This is a genomic window from Longispora fulva (assembly GCF_015751905.1).
Classification (GTDB): Bacteria; Actinomycetota; Actinomycetes; order Mycobacteriales; family Micromonosporaceae; genus Longispora; species Longispora fulva.
Genome location: NZ_JADOUF010000001.1, coordinates 4,805,575 through 4,828,387 on the forward strand (window position 1 = coordinate 4,805,575; position 22,813 = coordinate 4,828,387).

The window sequence follows — 22,813 nt, forward strand, 5'->3', positions numbered from 1 at the left end:
GGGTTGCCCCCGGGCCTCCATCGTGAACTTACGCGCGCGGCTTCTCGCGCATCTCCCACGTCTCGATGATGTCCTCGGCCTTGATGTCGTTGAAGGAACCGAGCGTGATACCACACTCGAAGCCCTCACGAACCTCGGTCGCGTCATCCTTGAACCGCCGGAGCGACGAGATCGACAGGTTGTCGGCGACAACCGCGCCGTCCCGGATGAGCCGGGCCTTCGTGTTCCGCCGGATGATGCCGGAGCGCACGATGCAACCAGCGATCGTACCGATCTTCGAGGACTTGAAGACCTCGCGGACCTCGGCGGTACCGAGGTCGGCCTGCTCGTAGACCGGCTTGAGCATGCCCTTGAGCGCAGCCTCGATCTCCTCGAGAACCTGGTAGATCACCGTGTAGTACCGGATCTCGACGCCCTCGCGGTCCGCCAGCTCCTTCGACTGCGACGTCGCGCGGACGTTGAAGCCGATGATCGTGGCGTTCTCGCCGGACGAGGCACTCGCCAGGTTGACGTCGTTCTCGGTGATCGCACCGACACCGCGGTGGATGACCTTGAGCTGGACCTCCTCGGGGATGTCCAACTTGAAGAGCGCGTCTTCCAGGGCCTCGACCGAACCGGACACGTCACCCTTGAGGATGAGCGACAGCGTGGTCTTCTCGCCCTCCTTGAGCTGCTCCATGAGCGACTCGAGGGTGGCGCGGCCACGGTTGTTCGCCATCTGGGCGGCGCGACGGCGTGCGGCGCGCTGCTCGGCGATCTGCCGGACCGTACGGTCCTCGTCGGCCGCCAGGAACGTGTCCCCGGCGCCCGGCACGGCGGTCAGACCCAGGACCTGGACCGGCGTCGCCGGCCCCGCCTCGGTGAGCGGGGTGCCGGTGTCGTCGAGCATGGCCCGGACGCGACCGTAGGCGTTACCCGCCACGATCGAGTCACCGACCCGCAGGGTGCCCTTCTGGACCAGGACGGTGGCCACGGGGCCACGACCCTTGTCCAGGTGGGCCTCGATGGACACACCCTGGGCGTGGCCGTCGATCGGCGCGGTCAGCTCCAGCGAGGCGTCCGCGGTGAGCAGGATCGCCTCGAGCAGCTTGTCGATGCCGATGCCCGGCTTCGCCGCGACGTCCACGAACATCGTGTCGCCGCCGTACTCCTCAGCCACCAGGCCGTACTCGGTGAGCTGCTGGCGCACCTTGTCCGGGTTGGCGCCTTCCTTGTCGATCTTGTTGACCGCGACCACGACGGGGGCCTCGGCGGCCTTCGCGTGGTTGAGGGCCTCGATCGTCTGGGGCATGACGCCGTCGTCGGCCGCGACCACCAGCACCACGATGTCCGTGACGTTGGCGCCACGGGCACGCATGGCGGTGAACGCCTCGTGACCCGGGGTGTCGATGAAGGTGACCGCGCGGTCCACGCCCTCGTGGTCGACGCGCACCTGGTACGCGCCGATGTGCTGGGTGATGCCACCCGACTCGCCGGCCACCACGTTCGACTTGCGGATCGCGTCGAGCAGCTTCGTCTTACCGTGGTCGACGTGACCCATGACCGTGACGATCGGGGCACGCACGACCAGCCGGTCGGCGTCCACCTCCGCGTCGAGGTCGATGTTGAACTGCGCGAGCAGCTCGCGGTCCTCGTCCTCCGGGCTGACGATAGAGATCGTGTAGCCCAGGTGCTCGCCGAGCAGCATGATCGTGTCGTCGGAGCACGACTGCGTCGCCGTGACCATCTCACCCAGGTTGAACATCTCCTGGACGAGCGAGCCCGGGTTCGCGTTGATCCGGTCGGCGAAGTCCGAGAGCGACGCGCCACGCGGCAGACGAATCTCTTCGCCACGACCGCGGGGAGCGCCGGAGCTCATCGTCGGGGCCGACAGGTTGTCGAACTCCTGACGCCTCTGCTTCTTCGACTTCCGTCCACGCGCGGGCTTGCCACCGGGACGACCGAACGCACCGGCCGTGCCGCCACCGCGACCACGGCCGCCGCCACCGGGACGACCACCGCCGCCACTGGGAGCGCCACCGGGGGCGCCGCCACCGGGACGGAAACCGCCACCGGGAGCACCGCCACCGCCGCCGGGACGGAAACCGCCACCGCCGGCACCGCCACCGGGACCGCTGCGGAAGCCGCCACCGGCGCCGCCGGGACCGCCACCGGGACGACCGGCACCGGCACCCGGACCACCGGGACGACCGGCACCCGCACCGGGACCACCGGGACGACCGGGGGCACCACCGGGTCGGGGACCCGGACGGTTCGGCATGGACGCCGGGCTGGGCCGCGGCGGCATGCTGGCCGGGCTCGGCCGCGGGATGCCGGAGGCCGGCGAGGCCGGCCGGGGCGCGCCACCGGCGGCCGGAGCCGGACGGGGAGCGGGCTGGTTACCGCCGGGGGTGATCCCGAACGGGTTGTTGCTGGCGCTGCCGGACCTCGGACCGGGGCGCGGCCCCGGACGCGGGGCGCCGCCGGTCGGACCCACGGGACCGGTCGGACGGGCGGGGGCCACGGGGGCACCGCCCGGCTTCGGCTGCGGGGCGGCCTTGGCCTCGGCACGCTGCTTGGCGGCGGCGGCCTGGGCGGCCTCCTGGTCCTTCTTCAGCTGGGTGGCCCGGGCCTCGGCTGCAGCGACCTCGATGTCGTGGGCGCTGGCCAACTTGGGGGACGGCGCGACCGGGGGCTGCGGCTTCGGGCCGGGAACGGCCTTCCGCGGCGGGCCGGGCACACCGGGCCTGGGGGCCATCGGCTTGGCGTCCGTCGGCTTCGGGCCAACGGAAGCCGGGCTGCTCACCGGGGCCGCCGGAGCGGACGGGGTGGCAGCCGGAGCGGCCGGAGCCGCGGACGGGGCACCAGACGCCGCCATGGCGTCACGGAGTCGCCGGGCGACCGGCGCCTCAACGGTGCTGGATGCTGACTTGACGAACTCGCCCATGTCCTTCAACTTGGCGAGCACGGTCTTACTCTCGACCCCGAGCTCTTTGGCGAGCTCGTGTACGCGGGCCTTTCCTGCCACTGCACTCCTCTAGGTTCCGAGGTCGTGCGGGCAAAGACCCGCAGCAACCTCACTCGTGCATCGGAAGCTGGCTCATTGCAGCTGCTTCATCGGATGCTCATGCTGGTCGACCTGCCTTGTTACGGGATCCGTGCGGCGTCGGGACGACACCGCCATCGGCAACTCCAAGAAACTCCAGCAGCGGACCGGTGTCCAGGACACCGGTCGCCCGCAGCGCCCGACCGAAGGCCCTGCGCCGCTCTGCCAGCGTGAGACAGGCCGGAACGGGATGCAGACTCGCACCTCGGCCCGGCAGCCTGCGGCGGGGATCAGGGGTGACTGCGCACCCCACAACGACCACTCGCAGTAACTCGGAGGCTGGCGCGCGCACCCGACAACCGACACACAGCCTGATGGGCTGGGTTCGAGACGGATTTGCGCGACGTACCACGAGGAAGTCTACCCCGTCGCTCCCCGACGCGCCCCGCCAGCCTCGTTTCCGTGATCGCCCTGACCCTCCGCGTCGGAACGGATGTCGATCCGCCACCCGGTCAGACGGGCAGCAAGTCGGGCGTTCTGGCCTTCCTTGCCGATCGCGAGGGAGAGTTGGAAGTCCGGGACGACGACCCGGGCCGCGCGGGCCACCGGGTCGACCACCTCGACCGACAGCGCGCGGGCCGGGGACAGGGCGTTGCCGACGTACTGCGCCGGGTCCTCCGCCCAGTCGATGATGTCGATCTTCTCGCCGTGCAGCTCGCTCATGACGGCGCGGACCCGGGTGCCCATCGGGCCGATGCAGGAGCCCTTGGCGTTGACGCCCTGCACCGCCGAGTGCACTGCGATCTTGGTCCGGTGGCCGGCCTCGCGGGCCACGGACATGATCTCCACGGTGCGGTCGGCGATCTCGGGCACCTCGAGGGAGAACAGCTTCTTCACCAGGTTCGGGTGCGAACGCGACACCGTGATCTGCGGGCCGCGGAAGCCCTTGGCCACGTGCACGACCAGGCACTTGATCCGCATGCCGTGCTCGTAGAGCTCGCCGGGGACCTGCTCGGACTGCGGCAGGACGGCCTCGACCTTGCCCAGGTCGATGGCGACGATGCCCTTCTCGGCCCGGCTGCCGTCGGCCTGCACGACACCGGTGACGATGTCGCCCTCCTTGCCGACGTACTCGCCGAAGTTCACCTCGTCGGTGGCCTCGCGCAGCCGCTGCAGGATGACCTGCTTGGCGGTCATGGCCGCGATCCGGCCGAAGTCGTGCGGAGTGTCGTCCCACTCGCGGACGATCGTGCCGTCCGGGCCGCGCTCGGTGGCCATCACGGAGGCGACGCCGGTGCGCCGGTCGATGTCGACCCGGGCGTTGGGGACGGCTCCCTCGGTGTGCCGGTAGGCGGTGAGCAGGGCCGACTCGATCGCGTGCAGGATCGTCTCGAACGGGATCTCCCGCTCACGCTCCAGTTCGCGGAGGGCGGCGAGGTCGATGTTCATTTCTGATCCTCTTCCACGTCTTCAGTGTCGTCTTCGTCGTCAAAGTCATCGTCTTCGTCGATGTCGTCCTCGTCGGGGAACGCCTCGTTCACCCGGGTGAACTCCACCTGGATCCTGCCGGGCCCCAGCTCGGCCACCGTGAGCTGCTTCTCCGTGCCGTCGACGTCGAGGGTGACGACCTCGTCGGCCACGGACATGACCCGGCCGGTGCCGGCGCTCGCGGTCTTCACGAGCCGACCCACGGACCGCTTCCAGTGCCGGGCCGTCGTCAGCTGCCGGTCCACGCCGGGCGAGGACACCTCTAACGTGTACGGCTCGGAGCCCAGCTCGGCCTCGTGCGCGTCGAGCCCGTCCGAGATGAGCCGGGACAGCTCGGCGACGGTGTCGAGATTCACGCCGTTGTCGCCGTCCACGGTGATCCGGACCAGCAGCCGGCGACCCACCCGGGTCACGGCGAGGTCCTCCAGGTCGTAGCCGGCGCCGGTCACGGCGGGGGCGACGATCTCGGTCATCCGGGTTTTCAGCGCGGTCAGACTCGCCATCGCCCGAACACCTCCAGTTATAAGTCAACACCACCGGCGGGCCACGAGGCTCCAACCGGGGGTATGAGCGTAACCCGCCGCCCCGGGGGTCCACGCGGCGCGCTCGCCCGGCGCGCCGCCGCCCGGCCGGCTACCCTCGTCCGGGTGCGCATGGAACCCATCTCCCGCCGTCAGGCGCTCGGCACGCTCGTCGGCCTCGCCGCCGCCGTCGGGCTCGCCGGCTGCGGCCTGTTCGACAAGAAGGCCGGCCCGCCCCCGCCGAACCCCCTGGCCGAGCACTTGGCCGCGACGGTCCGGCTCGCCGAGGTGTACGAGGCGGCGTTCGGCGCGGCCCCCGACCTGGCCGGTAAGTACGGGGCCCTCCGGGACAACCACTGGGCGCACGCCGAGGCCCTGGCCGCGGCGATCCGCAAGCCGGCCCCGAGCCGGACCCCGTCGGCCACCGCGGCCCCCGACGCCCTCGGCCGGGCCGGGCTGCTCGAGGAGGAGAAGAAGGCCGCCACCGCGGCCCACGAGGCCGCGCTGACCATCCCCGGCGCGTACGCTGCGCTGCTCGGTTCCATCGCGGCCTGCCGCGCGACCCATGTCGAGGTGCTGTCGTGAACGCCGCCACCCAGTTGACCGCGGCGCTGGCCGCCGAACACGCCGCCGTGTACGGCTACGGCGTGCTCGGCAGCCGGCTGGACGGCGCAGCCCTGGACACCGCCCGGGCGGCCGAGACCGCGCACCGCGAGCGCCGGGACGCGGTGATCGCGAAGCTGACCGGCGCCGGGGCCACCCCGCCGCCGGCCGAGCCGGTGTACGCGCCGCCGTTCCCCGTCACCGACCGGGTCAGCGCGCTCAAACTCGCCCTCGTGATCGAGGAGCGGGCCGCCCAGGCGTGGCGGGCGGCGCTGCCGGTGACCGACGGCGAGGACCGCCGGCTGGCCCTGGACGCGCTCGTGGACACGGCGCAGCGCGCGGCCCGGTGGCGGCGGGCGTCGGGTACCTCCCCGTCCGTCGTTCCGTTCCCGGGTCGGCAGTAGGGCTCCTGAGCTGGCACGGCACGGAAACTTGCCGATTGCCATACCCGGTATGCATACTCGGTAACTATGAGTGTCAAGCACGGGATTCTCGCCGCCCTGGAACACGGGCCGCGCTACGGGTACCAGTTGCGGGTGGCCTTCGAGGAGTCCACCGGCGCGACCTGGCCCCTCAACATCGGGCAGGTCTACACCACCCTCAACCGGCTCGAGCGCGACGGCCTGGTCCGTCCGCTGCCGGAGTCCGAGGGCGGCCAGCGGCCGTTCGAGATCACCGACGCCGGGCACGCGGAGCTGGCGACGTGGTTCGCGACCCCGGTCGCCCGGGCCGACCGGCCGCGCGACGAGCTGGCGATCAAGCTGTCCCTGGCGCTGACCACGCCGGGGGTGGACGTGACGTCGGTGGTGCAGACCCAGCGGACGGCGACGATGCGGGCGCTGCAGGAGTACACCCGGTTGAAGTCGCGGGCCGAACCGCCGCGCGACCTGCCCTGGCTGCTGGTGCTCGACGCCCTGATCTTCCAGGCGGAGGCGGAGTCGCGCTGGCTGGACCACTGCGAGTCGAGCCTGCTGCGCTACCCGGTCGCCCCGCCCACCGTGCCGGCCGTCCAGGCCGAGCACCTCGACGAGAGGAGCCTCGCGTGACCGCCGTCCTGGAGCTCCGCGACACCCACCGCACCCACGGCTCGGGCGAGGCCGCCGTGCACGCGCTGCGCGGGGTGAGTCTGACCGTCCGGGCCGGCGAGCTGGTCGCCGTGATGGGCCCGTCCGGCTCCGGCAAGTCCACCCTGCTGCACCTGGCCGGCGGGCTCGACCGGCCCAGCAGGGGCGAGGTGCTGGTTGAAGGCCAGTCCCTCGGCGCGCAGACGAAGCGGGGGCTGGCGAAGCTGCGCCGGCAGAGCATCGGATACGTGTTCCAGGACCTCAACCTCCTGCCCAGCCTCACGGCCGTCGAGAACGTCGCCCTCCCCCTCGAACTCGACGGGGTCAGTGCCCGCGCCGCCCGGCGCACCGCCCTGGCGGCGCTCGGCGAGCTGGACCTGGCCGACCTCGCGCCGCGCTTCCCCGACGACATGTCCGGCGGCCAGCAGCAGCGGGTCGCGATCGCCCGGGCCCTGGTCGGCGACCGCCGCCTGGTGCTCGCCGACGAGCCGACCGGCGCGCTGGACTCCCAGACCGGCGAGACCGTGCTGCGGGTACTGCGCGGCCGGTGCGACGCCGGCGCCGCCGGGGTGCTCGTCACCCACGAGGCCCGGCACGCCGCCTGGGCCGACCGGGTGGTGTTCCTCCGCGACGGCCTGATGGTCGACGCGTCCGGCCCGCTGGCGCAGGTCGACTCGTTACTGGAGGCCGGGGCGTGAGCGCGGTGCGTACGACCCTGCGGATGTCCTGGCGACAGGTCCGGCGGGCCAAGGGGCGCTCCGTACTGATCGTCACGATGCTGATGCTGCCGGTGCTGGCCCTGTCCTTCACCGCCGCCACGTTCGACATGTTCCGGCTCACCCCACAGGAGCAGGCCGTCCGCGCCCTGGGCGCCGCCGACGCCGCCGTGACGAGGCCGCAGTCCTCGGCCCTGTTTCAGGAGCCGACCAAGGCTGCCTGGAGCACCCCGGACCTGTCGCGGCACGACGCGCCCCCGGAGCCAGCCGGTCGGGATCAGATCGCGACCTTCCTGCCCGCCGGCAGCCGGCTCCTGCTCGACCGCACGGGCACCACGGCGGTGTTCGCCACCCGCGGTGCGGGTATCGCCAAGCTCGAGACCCGCGCCCTCGACTACACGGACCCACTCGCCGCAGGCCTCCTCCGCCAGCTGAGCGGCTCCGCGCCGAAGCGCGCCGGTCAGGTCGCCCTGAGCCGCGTCGCCGCCGACCGGCTCGGGGTGGCCGTCGGGGACGTGGTCCGGCTCGGCGACGGTTCGGCCTCCTACACCGTGGTGGGGCTGGTGGAGCGGCCCGACGGGATCCATGACCAGTTCGTCGTGGCACTGCCCGGGACGCTGCCCGACAGCGATCCGGCGACGCCGGCCGTGGGCGACCGCTATCTCGCCGACCTGCCGGCCGCCATGCCGTGGACCCAGGTCCGCGACCTCAACAAGTCGGGGGTCGTCGCGGTGTCCCGGGCGGTACTCCTCGACCCGCCGCCACGCTCCGAGGTGCCCTACTACGCCAACTGGGGGCCGCAGTCCGGTCTGCCGGTCAGCGAGACGAGCCTCGCGTACGGCACCCTCGTCGTCGTGTTGTCGCTGCTGGAGGTCGTGCTGCTCGCCGGGCCGGCGTTCGCGGTCGGGGCCCGGCGCAGGCAGCGGGAACTGGCCCTGGTCGGCGCGGCCGGCGGCACCCCCGCCCAGATCCGCCGGATCGTGCTCGCCGACGGGCTCGTCCTGGGCCTGGTCGCGGCCGTGGCCGGGGTGGCCGTCGGGCTCGCCGCCGCCTGGTTCGGCAGGCCCCTCGTCGAGCAGTACCTCGTCGAGCAGCGGGCCGGCGCGTTCCGGGTTCTGCCGCTCGGCCAGCTGGCGGCCGTCGGGCTCGCCGTCGGCACCGGGGTGATCGGCGCGCTGGTGCCGGCGTTCACGGCGGCCCGCGTCGACCTGGTCCAGGCGTTGTCGGGCCGGCGGGGGGTGACCCGGTCCAAGCGCCGCTGGGTCGCTCTCGGCCTGGCCCTGGTGGCCGGCGGGATCGTCGCCGTCAGCTACGCCACCCTGCAGCGGATGATCCCGGTCCTGATCGCCGGCCTGGTCGCGTTCGAACTCGGCGCGGTGCTGTGCACGCCGGCCCTGGTCGGGGCGGTGTCCAAGCTCGGCAGGTTCCTGCCGTTGGCCCCCAGGATCGCGCTGCGCGACGCCGCCCGCAACCGGGCCTCGGCGGCACCGGCGATCGCCGCCGTGATGGCCGCCGTGGCCGGATGCGTGGCCCTGGGCGGGTACCTCGCCGGGGACCAGGCCAGGCAGGCGGCCGACTACCGGCCGTCGTACCCGGTCGGAACCGTCGCCGCGCCCTTCCACAGCGCCGAAGGGGACACCGCCGCCGCCGGCCGGGTCGCCGCGGCGCTGCGCCGGACCCTGGCGATCGGCGCCACCCACGACGTGGCGGCCCCGGTCTGCCCGGCGAACGCCGCCGACAAGGCGGGTTCCTGCGACGTGACGGTCGAGATGCCGGTCGCGCAGCGGTGCCCGTACGACTGGCGGCTCCTGGGGCGCGACGCCACCGCAGCCGAGCGGAAGGCGGCCCTGGCCGACCGGCGGTGCGACCACCTCGACCAGGAGAGCTCGAACATGGTGCCGAACCTCGTCGACGACGGGGCCGCCGTGGGCACCGTGACCGGGGTGTCCGGCCCGGCGCTCGACCGCGCGGTCGCGGACCTGCGCGCGGGGAAGGTGCTGGTCACCGACGCCCGGCTGATCACGGACGGCACGGTGACGGTGCTGCGCTCCGTGTACACCGACACCCCCGACGGCAGCCGCCCCGTACCGGTCGAGACTCGAACCCGGCTCCCGGCCGTGCTGCTGCCGGGAGCGGTCGGCGGCACCCGGGCGGTCCTGCCACCGCAGGTGCTCGGCGGCCTGGGGCTGCTCGCCCAGCCGATCGGCCTGGTCGGCACGGTCACCCGGATGCCCGACACCGGGGACGAGGACCGGGCCCGGGCCGCCCTTCGGTCCGCCTCGGAGGGGGCGTACATGGAGGTGGAGCGGGGCACGCCGGCGTACGACACCGAGAAGACCCAGATGCTGATCGTGCTGATGCTGGCGGCGTGCCTGGTGACGCTGGGCGCGGCGTGGATCGCGACCGGGCTGGCGGCGGCCGACGGCCGGGCGGACCTGTCCACGCTGGGCGCGGTGGGGGCCAGCCCCGGGTTCCGGCGCCGGTTGTCGCTGTCGCAGGCGGGGGTGATCGCGATCCTCGGCGGGCTGCTGGGCTCGCTCGTCGGCCTCGGGATGATGTACGCGGTGCTGTTCTCCGTCAACGAGTCCCACCGCGGCGGCTGGCCGGCGAGCAGTCCGCTGCCGCTGGACGCGCCGTGGCCGCTGCTCGGCCTGGTGGTGCTGGCGGTGCCGGTGCTGGCCATGACGGGCGCCGGGCTGCTCACCCGGTCGCGGCTGCCGATCGAACGCCGGATCACATGAGAATGATTCACCTCTAGCGGAGTGGCGTGCCACGCTGACACACTGTCGGGCGTGGCACGCTACTCCGCGCTCGTGAAGCGCCTCGGGCACCAGCGCTGGTTCGCCTGGATGGGCCGGCAGCTCGTCCCGGTCGACACCGTGATCACCAAGTGGAGCAAGGGCCGGCTGATGATCCTCGGCAAGCCCGACCTGCCCTCGTTGCTGATCACCACGACCGGCCAGAGGTCCGGCCAACCCCGGACCAACCCGCTGCTGTACGCGCCGGACGGCGACGGCTACGTGGTCGTCGGCTCCAACTGGGGCCAGGAGAAGCACCCGGCCTGGAGCGGCAACCTCCTCGCCCACCCCGAGGCGACGGTCGAGATCCGGGGCGCGCGGTCCACGGTGACCGCGACGATGGCGACCGGCGCGGAGTACGAGCGGCTGTGGGGGCTGGTCACGAAGGTGTGGCCCGCGTACGACAGCTATGCCGAGCGGGCCGGGCGCAAAATCCGCATTTTCCGTTTAGTACCCAAAAAATAGGTTAGCGTTGCCGGCATCCCATACTTCTGCAGTTGGAGGTCGGCATGCCCCAGGGGACCGTCGCTCGCGTCACCGAGGTCAGCGCGACCTCGCCGACGAGTTTCGAGGACGCCATCAAGACCGGCATCACCCGGGCCAACGAGACGCTCCGCAACGTGACGGGCGCGTGGGTCAAGGAGATGAAGATCGGCCTCGACGGCAAGGGGAACGTGACCAGCTACCAGGTGCACATGCTGATCACGTTCGTGCTGGACTGACGTCAGGTCGCGAAGCTCTCGTACGCGATCGTCACCTTGTCGCCGGGCAGGATGGACAGCAGCAGACGCACCGGGCGGTTACTGGGCGTGAAGCTGACCCTCAGATGCTCGGCGATCGGCGTGCCCGGCCCGAGTTTGAGCCGGTTGGCCTCCTCGCGGTTGGGCATCCGGGTGATGATCTCGTCGCGGTTGCGGGTGAAGCCCGCGCCCCGGCTGGCCAGGATCGCGTACACCCCGGGCTGCACGTCGTACGGCAGCATGATCGGGCTGTCGCGGACCAGGGACTCCGGATAGTAGGAGTCGGCGAGCGTGCTCAGCACACCGTCCACATAGCGCTCGCGGAGCCGGCCGACCACCTCCTCGCCCGGCTTGAGCTGCAACGCCGCCGCGATCCGCGCGTTGGGCACCCCGACGACGATCCGGATCTTCTCTTCCGGGGTACGCCCCTGCTCGCGCACACAGTGGCTCCACGCGTCGGCCGGCAGCACACTCGTCTGCACGTTGCGCTCCGGGCGCGAGGCGTGCCAGATCACCGGCTGGTGCTCGCGGACGAAGTAGCCGCTGCCCTGCCGTGAGATCACCAGTCCATCATGGACCAGTTGCCCGAGGGCCTTGCGCACCGTGTTCCGACTGACGCCGTGTCGCTGCACCAGCTCGTGTTCGCTGGGTAACTGGGTGCCCGGCGGCAGGGCACCAGCCACTATCTCGGCGCGGAGGGTGTCCGCGAGTGTGGCGTACAGCGACGGCATCTGGCGCCTCCGAAACGATCACTACTTGTACCGACAAAATTACGCTCTGTCTTGACGTACAGGGACGGTCACCGTACGCTCAGGCTCGAACTTATACCAACAAGCCATCCGCGTCGTTCAGGTTTCACACTGTGCGAATTTTGACCTGACGGCGCATTATCAGACAATTGTGCTCAACCGAACGCGAAGGTCCGAGCCGATGATGCCCACGCCTGGCGACGTCGTACGCCTCACGAAGTCCGCGAGCCCCCAGTTCGGCAAGCCCCTGATCCTCCGGGTCACCAAGACCGAAGGCCGCAGGTCCAGCGTCTACGGCTGGGCCTGGATCGAGGGGTACGTGCTGGACAACAGCGGCAACGCGATCACCAAACGGTCGGTGTTCGTCAACTTGCAGGGCATCGCTCCGCAGACGTCGCGGCACCCGCTCCGGCACGCCCGCGTCTGAGCCCGGCCCGCCCGGCTCCCGCTCTCAGCGCGCCCGCGTCTCGCCCTTCTCCGTGGCTGGCCCCGGCATTCGCGAGTCCGACCTGCCCGGACCATGGACAGGGCTCCCGTTTGGGCCCCCGACGACCCGCCCGTGGCGCAGAATGGCCGTATGTCCAGTGCGGATGTCGCGCCGAACCCCCGGTGGGAACTCGCCGAGGAACTCGCCGACGCCGTCCGCCGCCGGTGGGCCGCCGACGTGCAGGCGATCGGCGTGCATGGCTCCCTCGCGCACGGCGACGACACCCTGGGCAGCGACATCGACCTCGTCGTGGTCACCTACGGCGACGGGCGCGGCCCGCACCCTGGCAGCCGGCGGATCGACGGGATCATCGTCGACCTGGGCGTGATCAGCGCCGACGCCTACCTGCGGCACGCGCGCACGCTGTCGACGACGTGGCCCCTGGCCGCCGACCAGTACCTGACCACGACTCCGCTGCACGATCCCGGCGGGTGGTTCGACACCCTGCGCGACACCCACCTCGCCCGGCTCGCCGAGGCCAGCGGGCGGGAGTTCTCCGCGCTCGCCCGGGCCGCCTGGTACGAGGCCATGTCCCTACACGCGCGGTCCTCGCGGCTGGCCCAGCGGTACGACACCGACGGGGCCGTTCTGCTGATCGCCCAGGCCCGGATCGCGGCCGCCACCGTGGAGGGGCTGCTGACCAGGACATACTTCCGGGGCGCCGCCGAGGCCGTGACCCGGACCGGGCTCGGCGAGATGACGGGCACCGAGGTCGGCGCGAAGTTGCAGGCACAAGCTGAGGCGTTGGCGGAGCGCGGCCGGCCGGTGGATGGGGACATAGCGGACCTGTTGAGTTGACCCGTGACCTGTGCCGGACCCGATCGTTAGAGGTTCCCGACAAGTACCGGGGCGCAGTGGCCGGCCGGGTGCAGATGGCGAGCCACCCTGGGCGGTGCCGATGCGCACAGGGTGAGTCCTCCCCGTAACCGTCACAGCTATTGATCTTCGCTTTTCGCCTGCTACGCGAACAAGGAGCCGATCAGATACGTCGCTCCGGCGGCCAGGGCTCCCATCGTCAACTGGCGCAGGCCGCTCGCCCACCACACCCGGCGCGTCCACCGCGACACGATCGCGCCCGCCACGAACAGGCCGGCCCCGCCCGCCGCCAGGGCCGGCCACAACTGGTCGACCCCGAGCAGATACGGCAGCAACGGAACCAGCGCGCCGATCGAGAAACACACGAAGGACGACACCGCCGCGATCCACGGACTCGGCACCTCCTGCGGATCGACGCCCAGCTCCTCCTGGGCATGCACCCGCAGCGCCTCGTCCGGGTTCTTCGCCAGCTCCGTCGCCACCTCGCGCGCCAGGTCGGGCCGCAGCCCCCGGGCGATCCACGCCTGCGCGAGCTCCTCGGCCTCGCCGGCCGGGTTGAACGCCAGCTCGCGGCGCTCCTTGTCGACCTCGAAGGCGACCTGCTCGTTCTGCGTCCGGACGCTGGTGTACTCCCCCAGCGCCATCGAGATCGCCCCCGCGACCAGGCCCGCCAGACCCGTCAGCACGATCGTCCTCGGGTCCAGCCGGCCGCCGCCGACGCCGGCGATCAGGCCGATGTTGGTGACCAGGCCGTCCATCGCCCCGAACGTGGCCGGCCGCAACCAGCCGCCGGAGACGTCGGCGTGCGAGTGGTCGATGACCGGGGCGTTCGCCCGGGTGCCCCGGTCCCCGGCGCCGCGCGTCACCGGGTCCCCGACGGTGCTGCCCTCGGCGGCCCGGTCCCCGGTGCTCGTCACGCGACGGTCAGGATCTCGGCGCCGGCCTCGGTCACGACCAGGGTGTGCTCGAACTGGGCCGTCCACTTCCGGTCCTTGGTGACCACGGTCCACTCGTCGGCCCAGATGTCGTAGTCGTGCGTGCCCAGCGTGATCATCGGCTCGATCGTGAACGTCATGCCCACCTCGATCACCGTGTCCAGGCGCGGGTTGTCGTAGTGCGGCACGTACAGCCCGGTGTGGAAGGTCTGGCCGATGCCGTGGCCGGTGAAGTCGCGGACCACGCCGTAGCCGAACCGCTTCGCGTAGGACTCGATCACCCGGCCGACCACGTTCAGCGACCGGCCCGGCTTCACGGCCTTGATGCCGCGCATCGTCGCCTCGTGGGTCCGCTCCACCAGCAGCCGGACCTCCTCGGCCGGCTCGCCGGCGAAGAATGTCGCGTTCGTGTCGCCGTGCACCCCGTTGATGTACGCCGTCACGTCGATGTTGACGATGTCGCCGTCCTCGACCACGGTCGAGTCGGGGATGCCGTGGCAGATCACCTCGTTCAGCGAGGTGCAGCACGACTTCGGGAAGCCCTTGTACCCCAACGTCGACGGGTACGCCCCGTGGTCGCAGAGGAACTCGTGCACGATCCGGTCGATCTCGTCGGTCGTCACCCCCGGCTTGACCGCCTGGCCACCGACCTCCAGCGCCTGGGCCGCCAGCTTGCCGGCGATCCGCATCCGCTCGATGATCTCGGGGGTCTGGACGTCCGAGCCGATCTTCGTCGGAGTCTTCTTCCCGACGTACTCGGGACGAACGATGCCCGACGGGACGGCCCGCCAGGGCGACTGGACACCGGGGACAAGGGGAGCGCGGACGGTCATGCGTCGAGCCTATCCGGTAGGCGGGAGCACCCGGACGGGGAACGGCCCCTCCGCCTGGTACCCCTGGTAGAACCAGGACGGCCTCTCCCCCGCCCTGATCAGTCGCACGCACTCCCGCAGCAGGACCGCATTGCGGCAATCCTGTCGATATCCATCCAGACGGGTCTCGACGGAGGGTGAGGCGAACCACGCCGGCAGGACGGTGCGGTCCACGTCATACCACCAAAAGAAGACCTGGCCGTCGTCCTCCCAAACCAGGTCCTCCGCGTACCGCATCGCGAGGAACAGCACCGCGCCGTCCGCCTCAGGGCCCGTCCATGCATCCAGGAAGTCCAGCAAGCGCCGGACGTCACCGGTCGCGTGCGCGATGCCCTCGAAAAGGTCGTTCGCGTCGGGGAACCTGTCCAGCAGCCGGACCCGCAGGATCGCGCCGAAACAGCGTTCCACGACAGCCTGCCGCTCGACCGGCCAGGACCGGAACCGCGCGCCGCCAGCGAAATGCGACAATTCGAAGTCGAACATGGCACCCGCGTCCGGTGGCGTGCCGGCCAGGCGGCGCAGGAGTCGTGGCATCAGCCGTTGCCAGGTGACCGGGGCCTCCTCGGCGTCCCAGTGACTCGGCACCTCCAAGGCGAAGCGGCCGAGCAGTTCCTCGGACACCAGTGTCGGGTCACCGCCCAACAGACGGAGTTCCTCGTCGGACCAACACATCCCGCAGCCGGACACCGCGTCGAGCGTCGGGGTGTCGGCGAACAGGCGGTCGGCTTCGGCCAGGGAGACGCGGAGGGCATCCGACTCGGGGTGGCCGGTCGGCCCGGACATGCCGGGGTTCGGATGCCGAGGAAGGTCCATCCCGGCAGGATAGGCGGCCGAACCGCGCGGCGCCGACTCGTTTGTCGCCACCCGACGGCTGGGTGCGTCCCATCAGGTGATCCGCACTAACCTGGTGCGATGGGTGACTTCGTCCTAAGGCTCGACTGCCCCGACCAGCTCGGGATCGTGCACGCCGTCTCCGCCTACCTGCACGAGGTGGGCGGCAACATCGTCGACAGCCGCCAGTTCGCCGAACCGAGCACCGGCCGGTTCCTGATGCGGGTGCGGACCCACGCGCCCGGCCTGACCGTCGAGGAACTGCGGACCGGGTTCGGGCCCGTGGCCGAGAAGTACGACATGACGTGGCGGTTCGACGATCTCGCCGTCCGGCCCCGGATCCTGGTGATGGTGTCGAAGTACGCGCACTGCCTCAGCGACCTGTTCTACCGGGTCGAGAACGGCGACCTGCGCGCCGACATCGTGGGCGTCGTCAGCAACCACCCCGACCTCGAGGGGCTCTCCGCCTTCCACGGCGCCAAGTTCCACCACATCCCGATCAGCGCCGCGACCCGCGCGTCCGCCGAGGCGCAGCTCCTCGCGCTCGTGGAGTCCGAGCGGGTCGATCTGGTGGTGCTCGCCCGGTACATGCAGATCCTGTCCGACGGGCTGTGCACCGCGCTGTCCGGCCGGGCGATCAACATCCACCACTCGTTCCTGCCCAGTTTCAAGGGCGCCCGCCCCTACCACCAGGCCTACGACCGGGGCGTGAAGATCGTCGGGGCGACCGCGCACTACGTGACCGGCGACCTGGACGAGGGGCCGATCATCGAGCAGGAGGTCGCCCGGGTGGACCACACCAACACGCCGGAGGACCTGATCGCCATCGGCCGGGACCTGGAGCGGACCACGCTGGCCCGTGCGGTGCGCTGGCACGTCGAACACCGCATCCTCCTGAACGCGCACCGCACGGTCATCTTCAAATAACACTTCTTGGGTACGGAGGAGCCTGCCCGGCGCGCGTCGGCACCCGGCGAGGGGTGAGCTGGCGCGGCCCTGGGCCGGCGCTCCGGTGGTGGTGTGGCCATCGCGTCCTCGCCCGCCCATCACTTGCTGTGGGGTAGTCCGTGACGGGTTCGGTTGGAGAGAGAAGAGCCTTTGACTCTCTCCAACCGAACCCGCCACGGACCGTTCCTGCCGTGGTCACGGGTCGTCGATACCGCAAGCGTCGGCCTCCCCCGACAGCGACCACCTCGACGGTCAACGACGCGGCGGCGGCCCGGAGCCGGAGCAAGCAGGGTGCCGGGTGTCAGCCGGACAGTGCCAGGGTCAGTGGGAGGACCGCCGGGGCGCCGGCCTGGCGGAGGGCGCGGGAGGCGACCGTCAGGGTCCAGCCCGAGTCGACGTAGTCGTCCACCAGCAGCACCGGGCCGTCGAAGCTCATCGGCGGCACCTCGAACGCCTCCCAGACCGCGCCGAGCCGGTGTGCGCTGTTCGCGTCGGCGTAGGCCCCCGGCGGGCCGCCACCGACTCGGGTCAGGTCGCCCAGGTCGGTGAGTCTGCCGACGGTCGCCAGCCGGCGGGCCAGGGTGGAGACGAGCTGCGGGCGGGTCCGGGACGGGATCGCGACCACGGACGTCGGGCGCTGCGACCAGCCCCAGGACTTCAGGACGTCGATCACGGCCGCGAACACGTCGTCGGGCACCGGGCCGTCCACGCGGGTCAGCTCGCGGAGTCGTGGGCCCCAGCCGAGGTCGGACAGCCGGCCCACGGCGCGGCCGGACGCCGCCAGTTCCCCCGCGGGGATCTTGCCCTTGGCCGCGGCGCCGGTCGGCCACAGTTTGCGGGGCTCCAGTTCGACCCCGGGCTTGCCGAGGAACGCGCGGGCCCGGTCGCGGGAGGCCGCGGTGATGTCGAGCGGGTACCACGCACCGGCGCAACCATCGCATCGACCGCACGGCCGCGCGCCGGGGTCGTCGAGTTGCCGGCGGAGGAACTCCATCCGACACGCCCCACCGGCTCCGGACCGGCGCTCGTCGGACACGGGGAGGGCGGTGTAGTCGCGCATCGCCTGTTGTTCGGACTCGCGGGCGGCGGTCACCCGGGCGTAGCGCTCAGCGTCGTAGCTCCATGGCTCGCCCGTGCCGACCCAGCCGCCCTTGACCCGGCGGACCGCGCCGTCGACGTCGAGCACCTTGAGGAGCAGCTCCAGTCTGGTCCGGCGCAGCTCCGTGCGGGCTTCGAGGGCCTGGGTGGACAGCGGACTGCCGCCGAGGGCTGCGAGCACGGCGGCCACCTGGTCGGCGGCGGGGAAGGCTACCGAGGCGAAGTACCGCCAGATGGCCTCGTCCTCGCGGCCCGGCAACAGGAGCACGTCGGCGTGCTCCACGGCGCGGCCGGCCCGGCCGACCTGCTGGTAGTAGGAGATCGGGGAACTCGGCGCGCCCAGGTGCACGACGAACCCGAGGTCGGGCTTGTCGTATCCCATGCCCAGGGCGGACGTGGCGACGAGGGCCTTGACCTTGTTGCGGAGCAGCGCCTCCTCGGCGGCCAGCCGCTCGGCCTGGTCGGTCTTGCCCGAGTACGCCGCGACCTCGTAGCCGCAGGAGCGCAGGTAGGCCGAGACCTCCTCGGTGGCGGCGACGGTCAGCGTGTACACGATGCCGGAGCCGGGCAGGTCGGCCAGGTGTTCGCCGAGCCAGGCGAGCCGTTCGGCGGCGTCGGTCAGCCGGAGCACGCCGAGGCGCAGGGACTCGCGGTCCAGCGGGCCGCGCAGCACGAGCGTGCCCAGCGGCTCTCCGACCGGGGGTCGCTGCGGATCGGGCAGCGCCACGGCATCCGACACCTGCGCCGATCGAGCCGAGGCGGGTAACGCCTGCGCCGATCCTGCCGAAGCGGGCGGCGACGGCTCGGGCCAGTTCTCCTCGGCCTCGTCCCACAGGTCGGGTTGCTGGCTGGCCCAGGATTCCTCCCACTCGTCCGCCGGGGCGGCACCCGGCGCTGGACGTGACGCGCTCCGCGACGGGGCTGCGCCCGGCACCGGACCGGAAGCTCCCGGGGGTGGGGCGTGTTCCGCGAGTTGCTCGGCCACGTCGGCCGTTACCCGTTCGTTGGCAGTGGCCGTGGTCGCCAGGACCGGCACGCCGGGCCGCAGGCCGGCGAGGAACGTGCGGATCCGCCGGTAGTCGGGGCGGAAGTCGTGGCCCCAGTCGGAGACGCAGTGCGCCTCGTCGATGACGAGCATGCCGCAGGAGCCGGCGAGGACCGGCAGCACCCGGTCGCGGAAGTCGGGGTTGTTCAGCCGCTCGGGGCTGACCAGCAGCACGTCGACCGTCCCGGCGAGGATGTCGGCCTCGATGGCCGACCAGTCGTCGAGGTTCGCCGAGTTGATCGTGGCGGCGCGGATGCCGGCCGAGGCCGCCGCGTCGACCTGGTTGCGCATCAGGGCGAGCAGCGGGGAGACGATCACGGTCGGGCCCGCGCCCTGCTCGCGGAGCAGCGCGGTGGCCACGAAGTAGACGGCGGACTTGCCGAAGCCGGTGCGCTGGACGAGGAGCACCCGGCGGCGGTCGGCGACCAGGGCCTCGATGGCGGTCCACTGGTCGTCGCGGAGGACGGCCTTCGGGCCGGCCAGGCGGCGCAGCAGCTCCTCGGCGCGGGCCCTCATCCGGACACCGGGGACGTCGAACCGTCGAGCCTGACCGGACCGGGCACGAGGGGGTCGGCCGGATCCACCGGGCGAAGGCCCTCCCGGCCAGCGGACGCTGGCTCCCGACCGCCCTCGGACACAGCCCGGCCAGGCGCGCGGAGGCCGGGGTCGGCGACCGGATACGCCGGGAGGCCGTCGATGCTGACGGCGTTGCGCTCGGTGCGGTACTCCACCAGCTTCTCGGGCGTGCGCTTGTCCGCCCAGCTGTCCAGCAGGTCGCGGTCGCCGACGAAGTCCATCAGCGGGACCCCGTAGCCGCAGGAGGAGCTGACCCGCTCGACGTCGACCTCGACGATGGCGCGCAGCCCGTGGTCCTCGGCCCGGCCGAAGTGCCCGCGCAGGGCGGCGAACGCCGGGTCGCCGGGGTAGTGCAGGGCCCCTCGCCCGTACAACCGGAGGATCTTGGGTCTGCCCTCGAACGCGCAGAACATGATCGTGATCCGGCCGTTCTGCCGCAGGTGGGCGATGCTCTCGGCGCCGCTGCCGGTGTAGTCGAGGTAGGCGACCCGGTGCCCGTCGAGCACCGCGAAGCAGCCGGCCATGCCCTTCGGCGACACGTTGACGTGCCCGTCGGGGCCGGTCGGCGCGGTGGCGGTGAAAAAGAGCTGCTGGGCCGCGATGAACTCCCGCAGCCCAGCGTCGATGCTCTCGTACGTCTTCCCCATGGGCCCAATCTAGCCCCAGGGGCCGACAGTCCCCGTGATCAGCTCACCGCCGCCGGTTCCTGAGCCGGTGCGGCCGCGGCGGGCGGTGCCGGTACCGGCGACGCCTCCTTGGTCGCGGCGGCCTCGGCGGCTGCGGTCTGCTGGAGCCGTTCGTAGAGCATGCCCGCCTGGTGGCCGAGTGCGCCGATGATGGCCGGCACGATCGGCAGCAACCAGTTGTACGCGAAGCCGGTCCGCGGGATGTTGACGATCAACACCGCGGCGGCCGCCGCACCGAACCCTTCGACGAGCGCCCGCCAGGCGGCCCGCCCCGTGTCGACCATCGCCGCCCGTCGGGCTGCCGCCACGTCCGGGAACGTGTGCAGCGCCCGGGCGTCGCGGCGCCCGAAGTTGAATCCGGCCACGGCGAGCGTCGCGGACGCGCCGAGCACGGCTCCCCACAGTGGCCCGTCGGTGAACAGGCGCGCGACGGCGAACACCGCGGCACCCGCACCGAGGGCGATGCCGGCTCTGACCCAGTCCTTCTTATCCCCGGGATACCAGTAGTACTTCGTGGTGTTCTCGGAGATCTGTTTGACGATCCTCCCCATGGCAGCGTCACCTCATTACTCGTTAGGAGTGCTGTCGTTACATACAGTAGTGGCATGAGTGAGGGAAATCACGAGTTGTGGCCGATCGGCTGATTCATTCATGTTGCAGGGAACGCATGTTCGCTTCAGAACAAGATCGTCGCGAACGTGCCCACCTGCCGGAATCCACACTTAGCGTAAACACGCCGGGCGGTGGAGTTGAAGTCGTTCACGTACAGGCTCACAGTCGGGGCGAGCCGGCGCAGGCCGTCCTCGACGACCGCCGCGAGACACGCCGAGCCGATGCCGCGACCGCGGTGCTCCGGGGCGACCCACACGCCCTGCAACTGTGCGGTGTGGCGGGTGACGACCGCCAACTCGGCCTTGAACAGGACCTGTCCGCCCTCGATCCAGGCGTAGGCGCGGCGGGCCCGGATCAGGCTCGCGACCCTTTTCTGGTACTCCGCCTCGATCGGCGGCACGCCCAGCTCCTCGGTGTACATCGCCACCGATGCCGGGTACAGCAGCGACAGCTCGCGCCGCCGGACCAGTCGCACCCGGGGCTCCGGGACCACGGCCGCCGGGCCGCCGGTCACCAGCAGTGGCTGGTCCGGCCGGGTCAGCCGCGCCGGCCCCCAGCCCGGGCCGAGCCGCCGCCACAGGTCGAGCACCGCCTCCGCCGGGCCGGCGATCGAGCCGACGCCCCGCCGGTCGGCCGCGAGCACCTCCGCGAAGTGGGTCGACACGCCGATCGGGATCACGTTCGCGCCACGCCAGCAGACGGCCTCCAGGTGACTGCGGGGGCCGTGGCCGAGGAGTTGGCCGCCGGTGCGCCAGGCGGAGACCCCGTACGCCTCGATCCGCTCGGCGAGCTGCGCCGAGGCGATCGGTGACCTGGCCAGGAGGCTCAGCACGTCCGCACGGTCGCTCTCGCCGAGCAGTCGCACGGGCATCGTGGACGTCAACACGCCAGCAAGCGTGCCATGGATCACAACTCCTTTTCAAACCGTACGTTCGTACTGTTTGATCGGGCCGTGCTCAACCGACTGCTGCCGCCCCCGGGGACCGCCCGGATCCTCACCCTCGCCACCCTGGTCAACACGCTCGGGAACGGCGCGTACCTCACCTGCAGCGTCCTGTTCCTCACCCGCTCCGTCGGGCTCACCCCGGTGCAGCTCGGCGTCGGCCTCGGCGTCGCGGCCGTCCTCGGCACCCTGCTCAGCGCCCCGCTCGGCTATGTCGCCGACCGGGTCGGCCCCAAAGGTATGCAGATCGGCGCGCTCCTGGTCCTCGCCGTCGTGTACTCCGGCATGGTCCTCGTCAACGGCTTCTGGTCCTTCGTGGTGCTGGCCTGCGTCATCGCGGTCGGCGAGGCCGCGGGGAAGGGCTCGTCCGGGGCCATGATCGCCGGGGCGGTGCCGCCGGCGCAGCGGATCGAACTGCGCGCCTTCGTCCGCTCGGTCAACAACGGCGGGATCGCGCTTGGCGCCCTGCTCGGCGGGATTCCGCTGCTGCTGGACACCCGGGCGGCGTACGTCGCGATGCTGCTCGGCAACGCCGGCACCTTCCTGGTCGCCGCGCTCATCCTGTCCCGGGCCGACCGGGTGCCCGTGCTGCCGGTCCCCGCCGACGGGCCTCGGCTCGTCGCGCTGCGCGACCGGCCGTTCCTGGTGTTCACGGTGATCGACGGGGTGATGGCCAGCACGTACAACGAGATCCTCAGCATCGGGCTGCCGCTGTGGCTCGCGACCCAGCGGCACGCGCCACTGTGGCTGGTCACCGCGGCACTGTTGGTCAACACCCTCGGCTGCGTGACCCTGCAGGTCTGGGCCAGCCGGGGCGTGGACGGCATCCGGGACGCCGGGCGGATCGGCCGGCGCGGGGCGCTCGTCGTCGGGGCGTCCTGCGTGCTGTACGGCCTGACCGCCGGTCTGCCGGTCTGGGCGGTGTGCGCGCTGGTCCTGGTCGCGGGGGCGGTGCACGTGCTCGGGGAGCTGTGGCTGTCCACGGCCACGTTCAGCGTCGTCTTCGGGTTGGCGCCGGACTGGGCGCAGGGGCAGTACCAGGGGACGTACACGATGGGGCGGCAGATCGGGAACATGGTGACGCCGCCGGCGCTGGCGTTGCTGGTGACCGCCGGCGGGACGGCGGGGTGGGTCGCGATGGGGGCGGCGTTCGCGGTGGCCGGGGTGGTGTATCCGGCGGTGGTCCGGTGGGGGCGGCGGACCCGGCCCGGGGTGACGGCCGAGGACCTGGCCACGGTCTGAGGCGCGAGGCGGGGACAC

22 protein-coding genes and 2 pseudogenes are annotated in these 22,813 nt (G+C 71.9%); 11 read left to right on the plus strand and 13 right to left on the minus strand.

Going from position 1 to position 22,813, the window contains the following annotated elements; all coding sequences use genetic code 11:
- Positions 1-28: 28 nt before the first annotated feature.
- From infB to rimP, 4 genes are all read right to left on the minus strand, one after another.
- Positions 29-3,007, minus strand: coding sequence for a translation initiation factor IF-2 (gene infB / locus IW245_RS21330; RefSeq protein ID WP_197004938.1), 2,979 nt, complete (start codon positions 3,005-3,007; stop codon positions 29-31).
- Positions 3,008-3,104: 97 nt separating this feature from the next.
- On the minus strand, positions 3,105-3,533 hold the full coding sequence (locus IW245_RS21335; RefSeq protein ID WP_372445211.1) for a YlxR family protein: 429 nt from the start codon (positions 3,531-3,533) through the stop codon (positions 3,105-3,107).
- Positions 3,446-4,474 (minus strand): transcription termination factor NusA, encoded by a 1,029-nt coding sequence (gene nusA / locus IW245_RS21340; RefSeq protein WP_197004940.1) that lies wholly within the window; start codon positions 4,472-4,474, stop codon positions 3,446-3,448. Before nusA ends, IW245_RS21335 begins: the two co-directional genes overlap by 88 nt.
- Positions 4,471-5,016, minus strand: a complete 546-nt coding sequence (gene rimP, locus IW245_RS21345) for a ribosome maturation factor RimP (RefSeq protein WP_197004941.1) — start codon at positions 5,014-5,016, stop codon at positions 4,471-4,473. Before rimP ends, nusA begins: the two co-directional genes overlap by 4 nt.
- A 144-nt stretch (positions 5,017-5,160) precedes the next feature.
- Between rimP and IW245_RS21350 the strand changes: the two genes are divergently transcribed.
- From IW245_RS21350 to IW245_RS21380, 7 genes are all read left to right on the plus strand, one after another.
- A complete protein-coding gene (locus IW245_RS21350; protein ID WP_197004942.1) occupies positions 5,161-5,619 on the plus strand; it encodes a hypothetical protein in 459 nt (152 codons plus the stop codon).
- Entirely contained in the window at positions 5,616-6,041 is a 426-nt protein-coding gene (locus IW245_RS21355) for a ferritin-like domain-containing protein (protein ID WP_197004943.1), read from the plus strand. The genes IW245_RS21350 and IW245_RS21355 overlap by 4 nt, the downstream gene beginning before the upstream one ends.
- Before the next feature lie 66 nt (positions 6,042-6,107).
- Positions 6,108-6,683 carry a PadR family transcriptional regulator gene (locus IW245_RS21360; RefSeq protein ID WP_197004944.1) on the plus strand — a complete coding sequence of 192 codons (576 nt, stop codon included), beginning with the start codon at positions 6,108-6,110 and terminating at the stop codon, positions 6,681-6,683.
- On the plus strand, positions 6,680-7,399 hold the full coding sequence (locus tag IW245_RS21365; RefSeq protein WP_197004945.1) for an ABC transporter ATP-binding protein: 720 nt from the start codon (positions 6,680-6,682) through the stop codon (positions 7,397-7,399). The genes IW245_RS21360 and IW245_RS21365 overlap by 4 nt, the downstream gene beginning before the upstream one ends.
- A 5-nt stretch (positions 7,400-7,404) precedes the next feature.
- The gene (locus IW245_RS21370) at positions 7,405-10,158 is read left to right on the plus strand and encodes an FtsX-like permease family protein (RefSeq protein ID WP_197004946.1); all 2,754 of its coding nucleotides are present in this window, start codon (positions 7,405-7,407) and stop codon (positions 10,156-10,158) included.
- Positions 10,159-10,209: 51 nt separating this feature from the next.
- Positions 10,210-10,680 carry a nitroreductase family deazaflavin-dependent oxidoreductase gene (locus tag IW245_RS21375; protein WP_197004947.1) on the plus strand — a complete coding sequence of 157 codons (471 nt, stop codon included), beginning with the start codon at positions 10,210-10,212 and terminating at the stop codon, positions 10,678-10,680.
- 44 nt (positions 10,681-10,724) lie between these two features.
- A complete protein-coding gene (locus IW245_RS21380; RefSeq protein ID WP_197004948.1) occupies positions 10,725-10,937 on the plus strand; it encodes a dodecin family protein in 213 nt (70 codons plus the stop codon).
- Between the two features lie 2 nt (positions 10,938-10,939).
- Here IW245_RS21380 and IW245_RS21385 read toward each other — a convergent pair whose 3' ends face one another.
- Complete coding sequence (locus IW245_RS21385; protein WP_197004949.1) at positions 10,940-11,686, minus strand: GntR family transcriptional regulator; 747 nt, start codon at positions 11,684-11,686, stop codon at positions 10,940-10,942.
- Positions 11,687-11,885: 199 nt separating this feature from the next.
- Here IW245_RS21385 and IW245_RS21390 point away from each other — a divergent pair, with 199 nt between their 5' ends.
- Entirely contained in the window at positions 11,886-12,131 is a 246-nt protein-coding gene (locus IW245_RS21390) for a hypothetical protein (RefSeq protein WP_197004950.1), read from the plus strand.
- Between the two features lie 150 nt (positions 12,132-12,281).
- Complete coding sequence (locus IW245_RS21395; protein WP_197004951.1) at positions 12,282-12,989, plus strand: nucleotidyltransferase domain-containing protein; 708 nt, start codon at positions 12,282-12,284, stop codon at positions 12,987-12,989.
- Between the two features lie 161 nt (positions 12,990-13,150).
- Here IW245_RS21395 and IW245_RS21400 read toward each other — a convergent pair whose 3' ends face one another.
- The 3 genes from IW245_RS21400 to IW245_RS21410 are packed head-to-tail and all read right to left on the minus strand — an operon-like array spanning position 13,151 to position 15,627.
- Entirely contained in the window at positions 13,151-13,873 is a 723-nt protein-coding gene (locus IW245_RS21400) for a VIT1/CCC1 transporter family protein (protein ID WP_197008622.1), read from the minus strand.
- A 47-nt stretch (positions 13,874-13,920) separates the two neighbouring features.
- Positions 13,921-14,775, minus strand: coding sequence for a type I methionyl aminopeptidase (gene map / locus IW245_RS21405; protein ID WP_197004952.1), 855 nt, complete (start codon positions 14,773-14,775; stop codon positions 13,921-13,923).
- 9 nt (positions 14,776-14,784) lie between these two features.
- Positions 14,785-15,627, minus strand: coding sequence for a hypothetical protein (locus IW245_RS21410; RefSeq protein WP_197004953.1), 843 nt, complete (start codon positions 15,625-15,627; stop codon positions 14,785-14,787).
- 99 nt (positions 15,628-15,726) lie between these two features.
- Here IW245_RS21410 and purU point away from each other — a divergent pair, with 99 nt between their 5' ends.
- A complete protein-coding gene (gene purU / locus IW245_RS21415; protein WP_197004954.1) occupies positions 15,727-16,572 on the plus strand; it encodes a formyltetrahydrofolate deformylase in 846 nt (281 codons plus the stop codon).
- 322 nt (positions 16,573-16,894) lie between these two features.
- On the opposite strand, the pseudogene IW245_RS42300 reads toward purU, so the two are convergent.
- The 5 genes and pseudogenes from IW245_RS42300 to IW245_RS21440 form a co-directional block, all read right to left on the minus strand.
- A pseudogene (locus IW245_RS42300) lies at positions 16,895-18,370 on the minus strand (helicase-related protein); the annotation flags it as partial.
- A gap of 123 nt (positions 18,371-18,493) precedes the next feature.
- Positions 18,494-19,252, minus strand: a pseudogene (locus IW245_RS42305) (DEAD/DEAH box helicase); the annotation flags it as partial.
- The gene (locus tag IW245_RS21430; protein ID WP_197004955.1) at positions 19,249-19,959 is read right to left on the minus strand and encodes a pyridoxamine 5'-phosphate oxidase family protein; all 711 of its coding nucleotides are present in this window, start codon (positions 19,957-19,959) and stop codon (positions 19,249-19,251) included. The pseudogene IW245_RS42305 and the gene IW245_RS21430, both read right to left, overlap by 4 nt.
- Positions 19,960-19,997: 38 nt before the next feature.
- Entirely contained in the window at positions 19,998-20,549 is a 552-nt protein-coding gene (locus tag IW245_RS21435; protein WP_197004956.1) for a hypothetical protein, read from the minus strand.
- A gap of 125 nt (positions 20,550-20,674) precedes the next feature.
- Positions 20,675-21,481: a GNAT family N-acetyltransferase gene (locus tag IW245_RS21440; protein WP_197008623.1), complete on the minus strand. Its 807-nt coding sequence runs from the start codon at positions 21,479-21,481 to the stop codon at positions 20,675-20,677.
- 81 nt (positions 21,482-21,562) lie between these two features.
- Here IW245_RS21440 and IW245_RS21445 point away from each other — a divergent pair, with 81 nt between their 5' ends.
- A complete protein-coding gene (locus IW245_RS21445; protein ID WP_233473049.1) occupies positions 21,563-22,795 on the plus strand; it encodes an MFS transporter in 1,233 nt (410 codons plus the stop codon).
- Positions 22,796-22,813: the final 18 nt, after the last annotated feature.

Bases quoted from the DNA above. Each gene is read 5' to 3' on its own strand.
- nusA (WP_197004940.1), bottom strand. From the start codon at position 4,474: ATGAACATCGACCTCGCCGCCCTCCGCGAACTGGAGCGTGAGCGGGAG.
- rimP (WP_197004941.1), bottom strand. From the start codon at position 5,016: ATGGCGAGTCTGACCGCGCTGAAAACCCGGATGACCGAGATCGTCGCC.
- IW245_RS21360 (WP_197004944.1), top strand. From the start codon at position 6,108: ATGAGTGTCAAGCACGGGATTCTCGCCGCCCTGGAACACGGGCCGCGC.
- IW245_RS21380 (WP_197004948.1), top strand. From the start codon at position 10,725: ATGCCCCAGGGGACCGTCGCTCGCGTCACCGAGGTCAGCGCGACCTCG.
- IW245_RS21385 (WP_197004949.1), bottom strand. From the start codon at position 11,686: ATGCCGTCGCTGTACGCCACACTCGCGGACACCCTCCGCGCCGAGATA.
- IW245_RS21390 (WP_197004950.1), top strand. From the start codon at position 11,886: ATGATGCCCACGCCTGGCGACGTCGTACGCCTCACGAAGTCCGCGAGC.
- IW245_RS21395 (WP_197004951.1), top strand. From the start codon at position 12,282: ATGTCCAGTGCGGATGTCGCGCCGAACCCCCGGTGGGAACTCGCCGAG.
- map (WP_197004952.1), bottom strand. From the start codon at position 14,775: ATGACCGTCCGCGCTCCCCTTGTCCCCGGTGTCCAGTCGCCCTGGCGG.
- IW245_RS21410 (WP_197004953.1), bottom strand. From the start codon at position 15,627: ATGGACCTTCCTCGGCATCCGAACCCCGGCATGTCCGGGCCGACCGGC.
- purU (WP_197004954.1), top strand. From the start codon at position 15,727: ATGGGTGACTTCGTCCTAAGGCTCGACTGCCCCGACCAGCTCGGGATC.
- IW245_RS21430 (WP_197004955.1), bottom strand. From the start codon at position 19,959: ATGGGGAAGACGTACGAGAGCATCGACGCTGGGCTGCGGGAGTTCATC.
- IW245_RS21435 (WP_197004956.1), bottom strand. From the start codon at position 20,549: ATGGGGAGGATCGTCAAACAGATCTCCGAGAACACCACGAAGTACTAC.
- IW245_RS21440 (WP_197008623.1), bottom strand. From the start codon at position 21,481: ATGCCCGTGCGACTGCTCGGCGAGAGCGACCGTGCGGACGTGCTGAGC.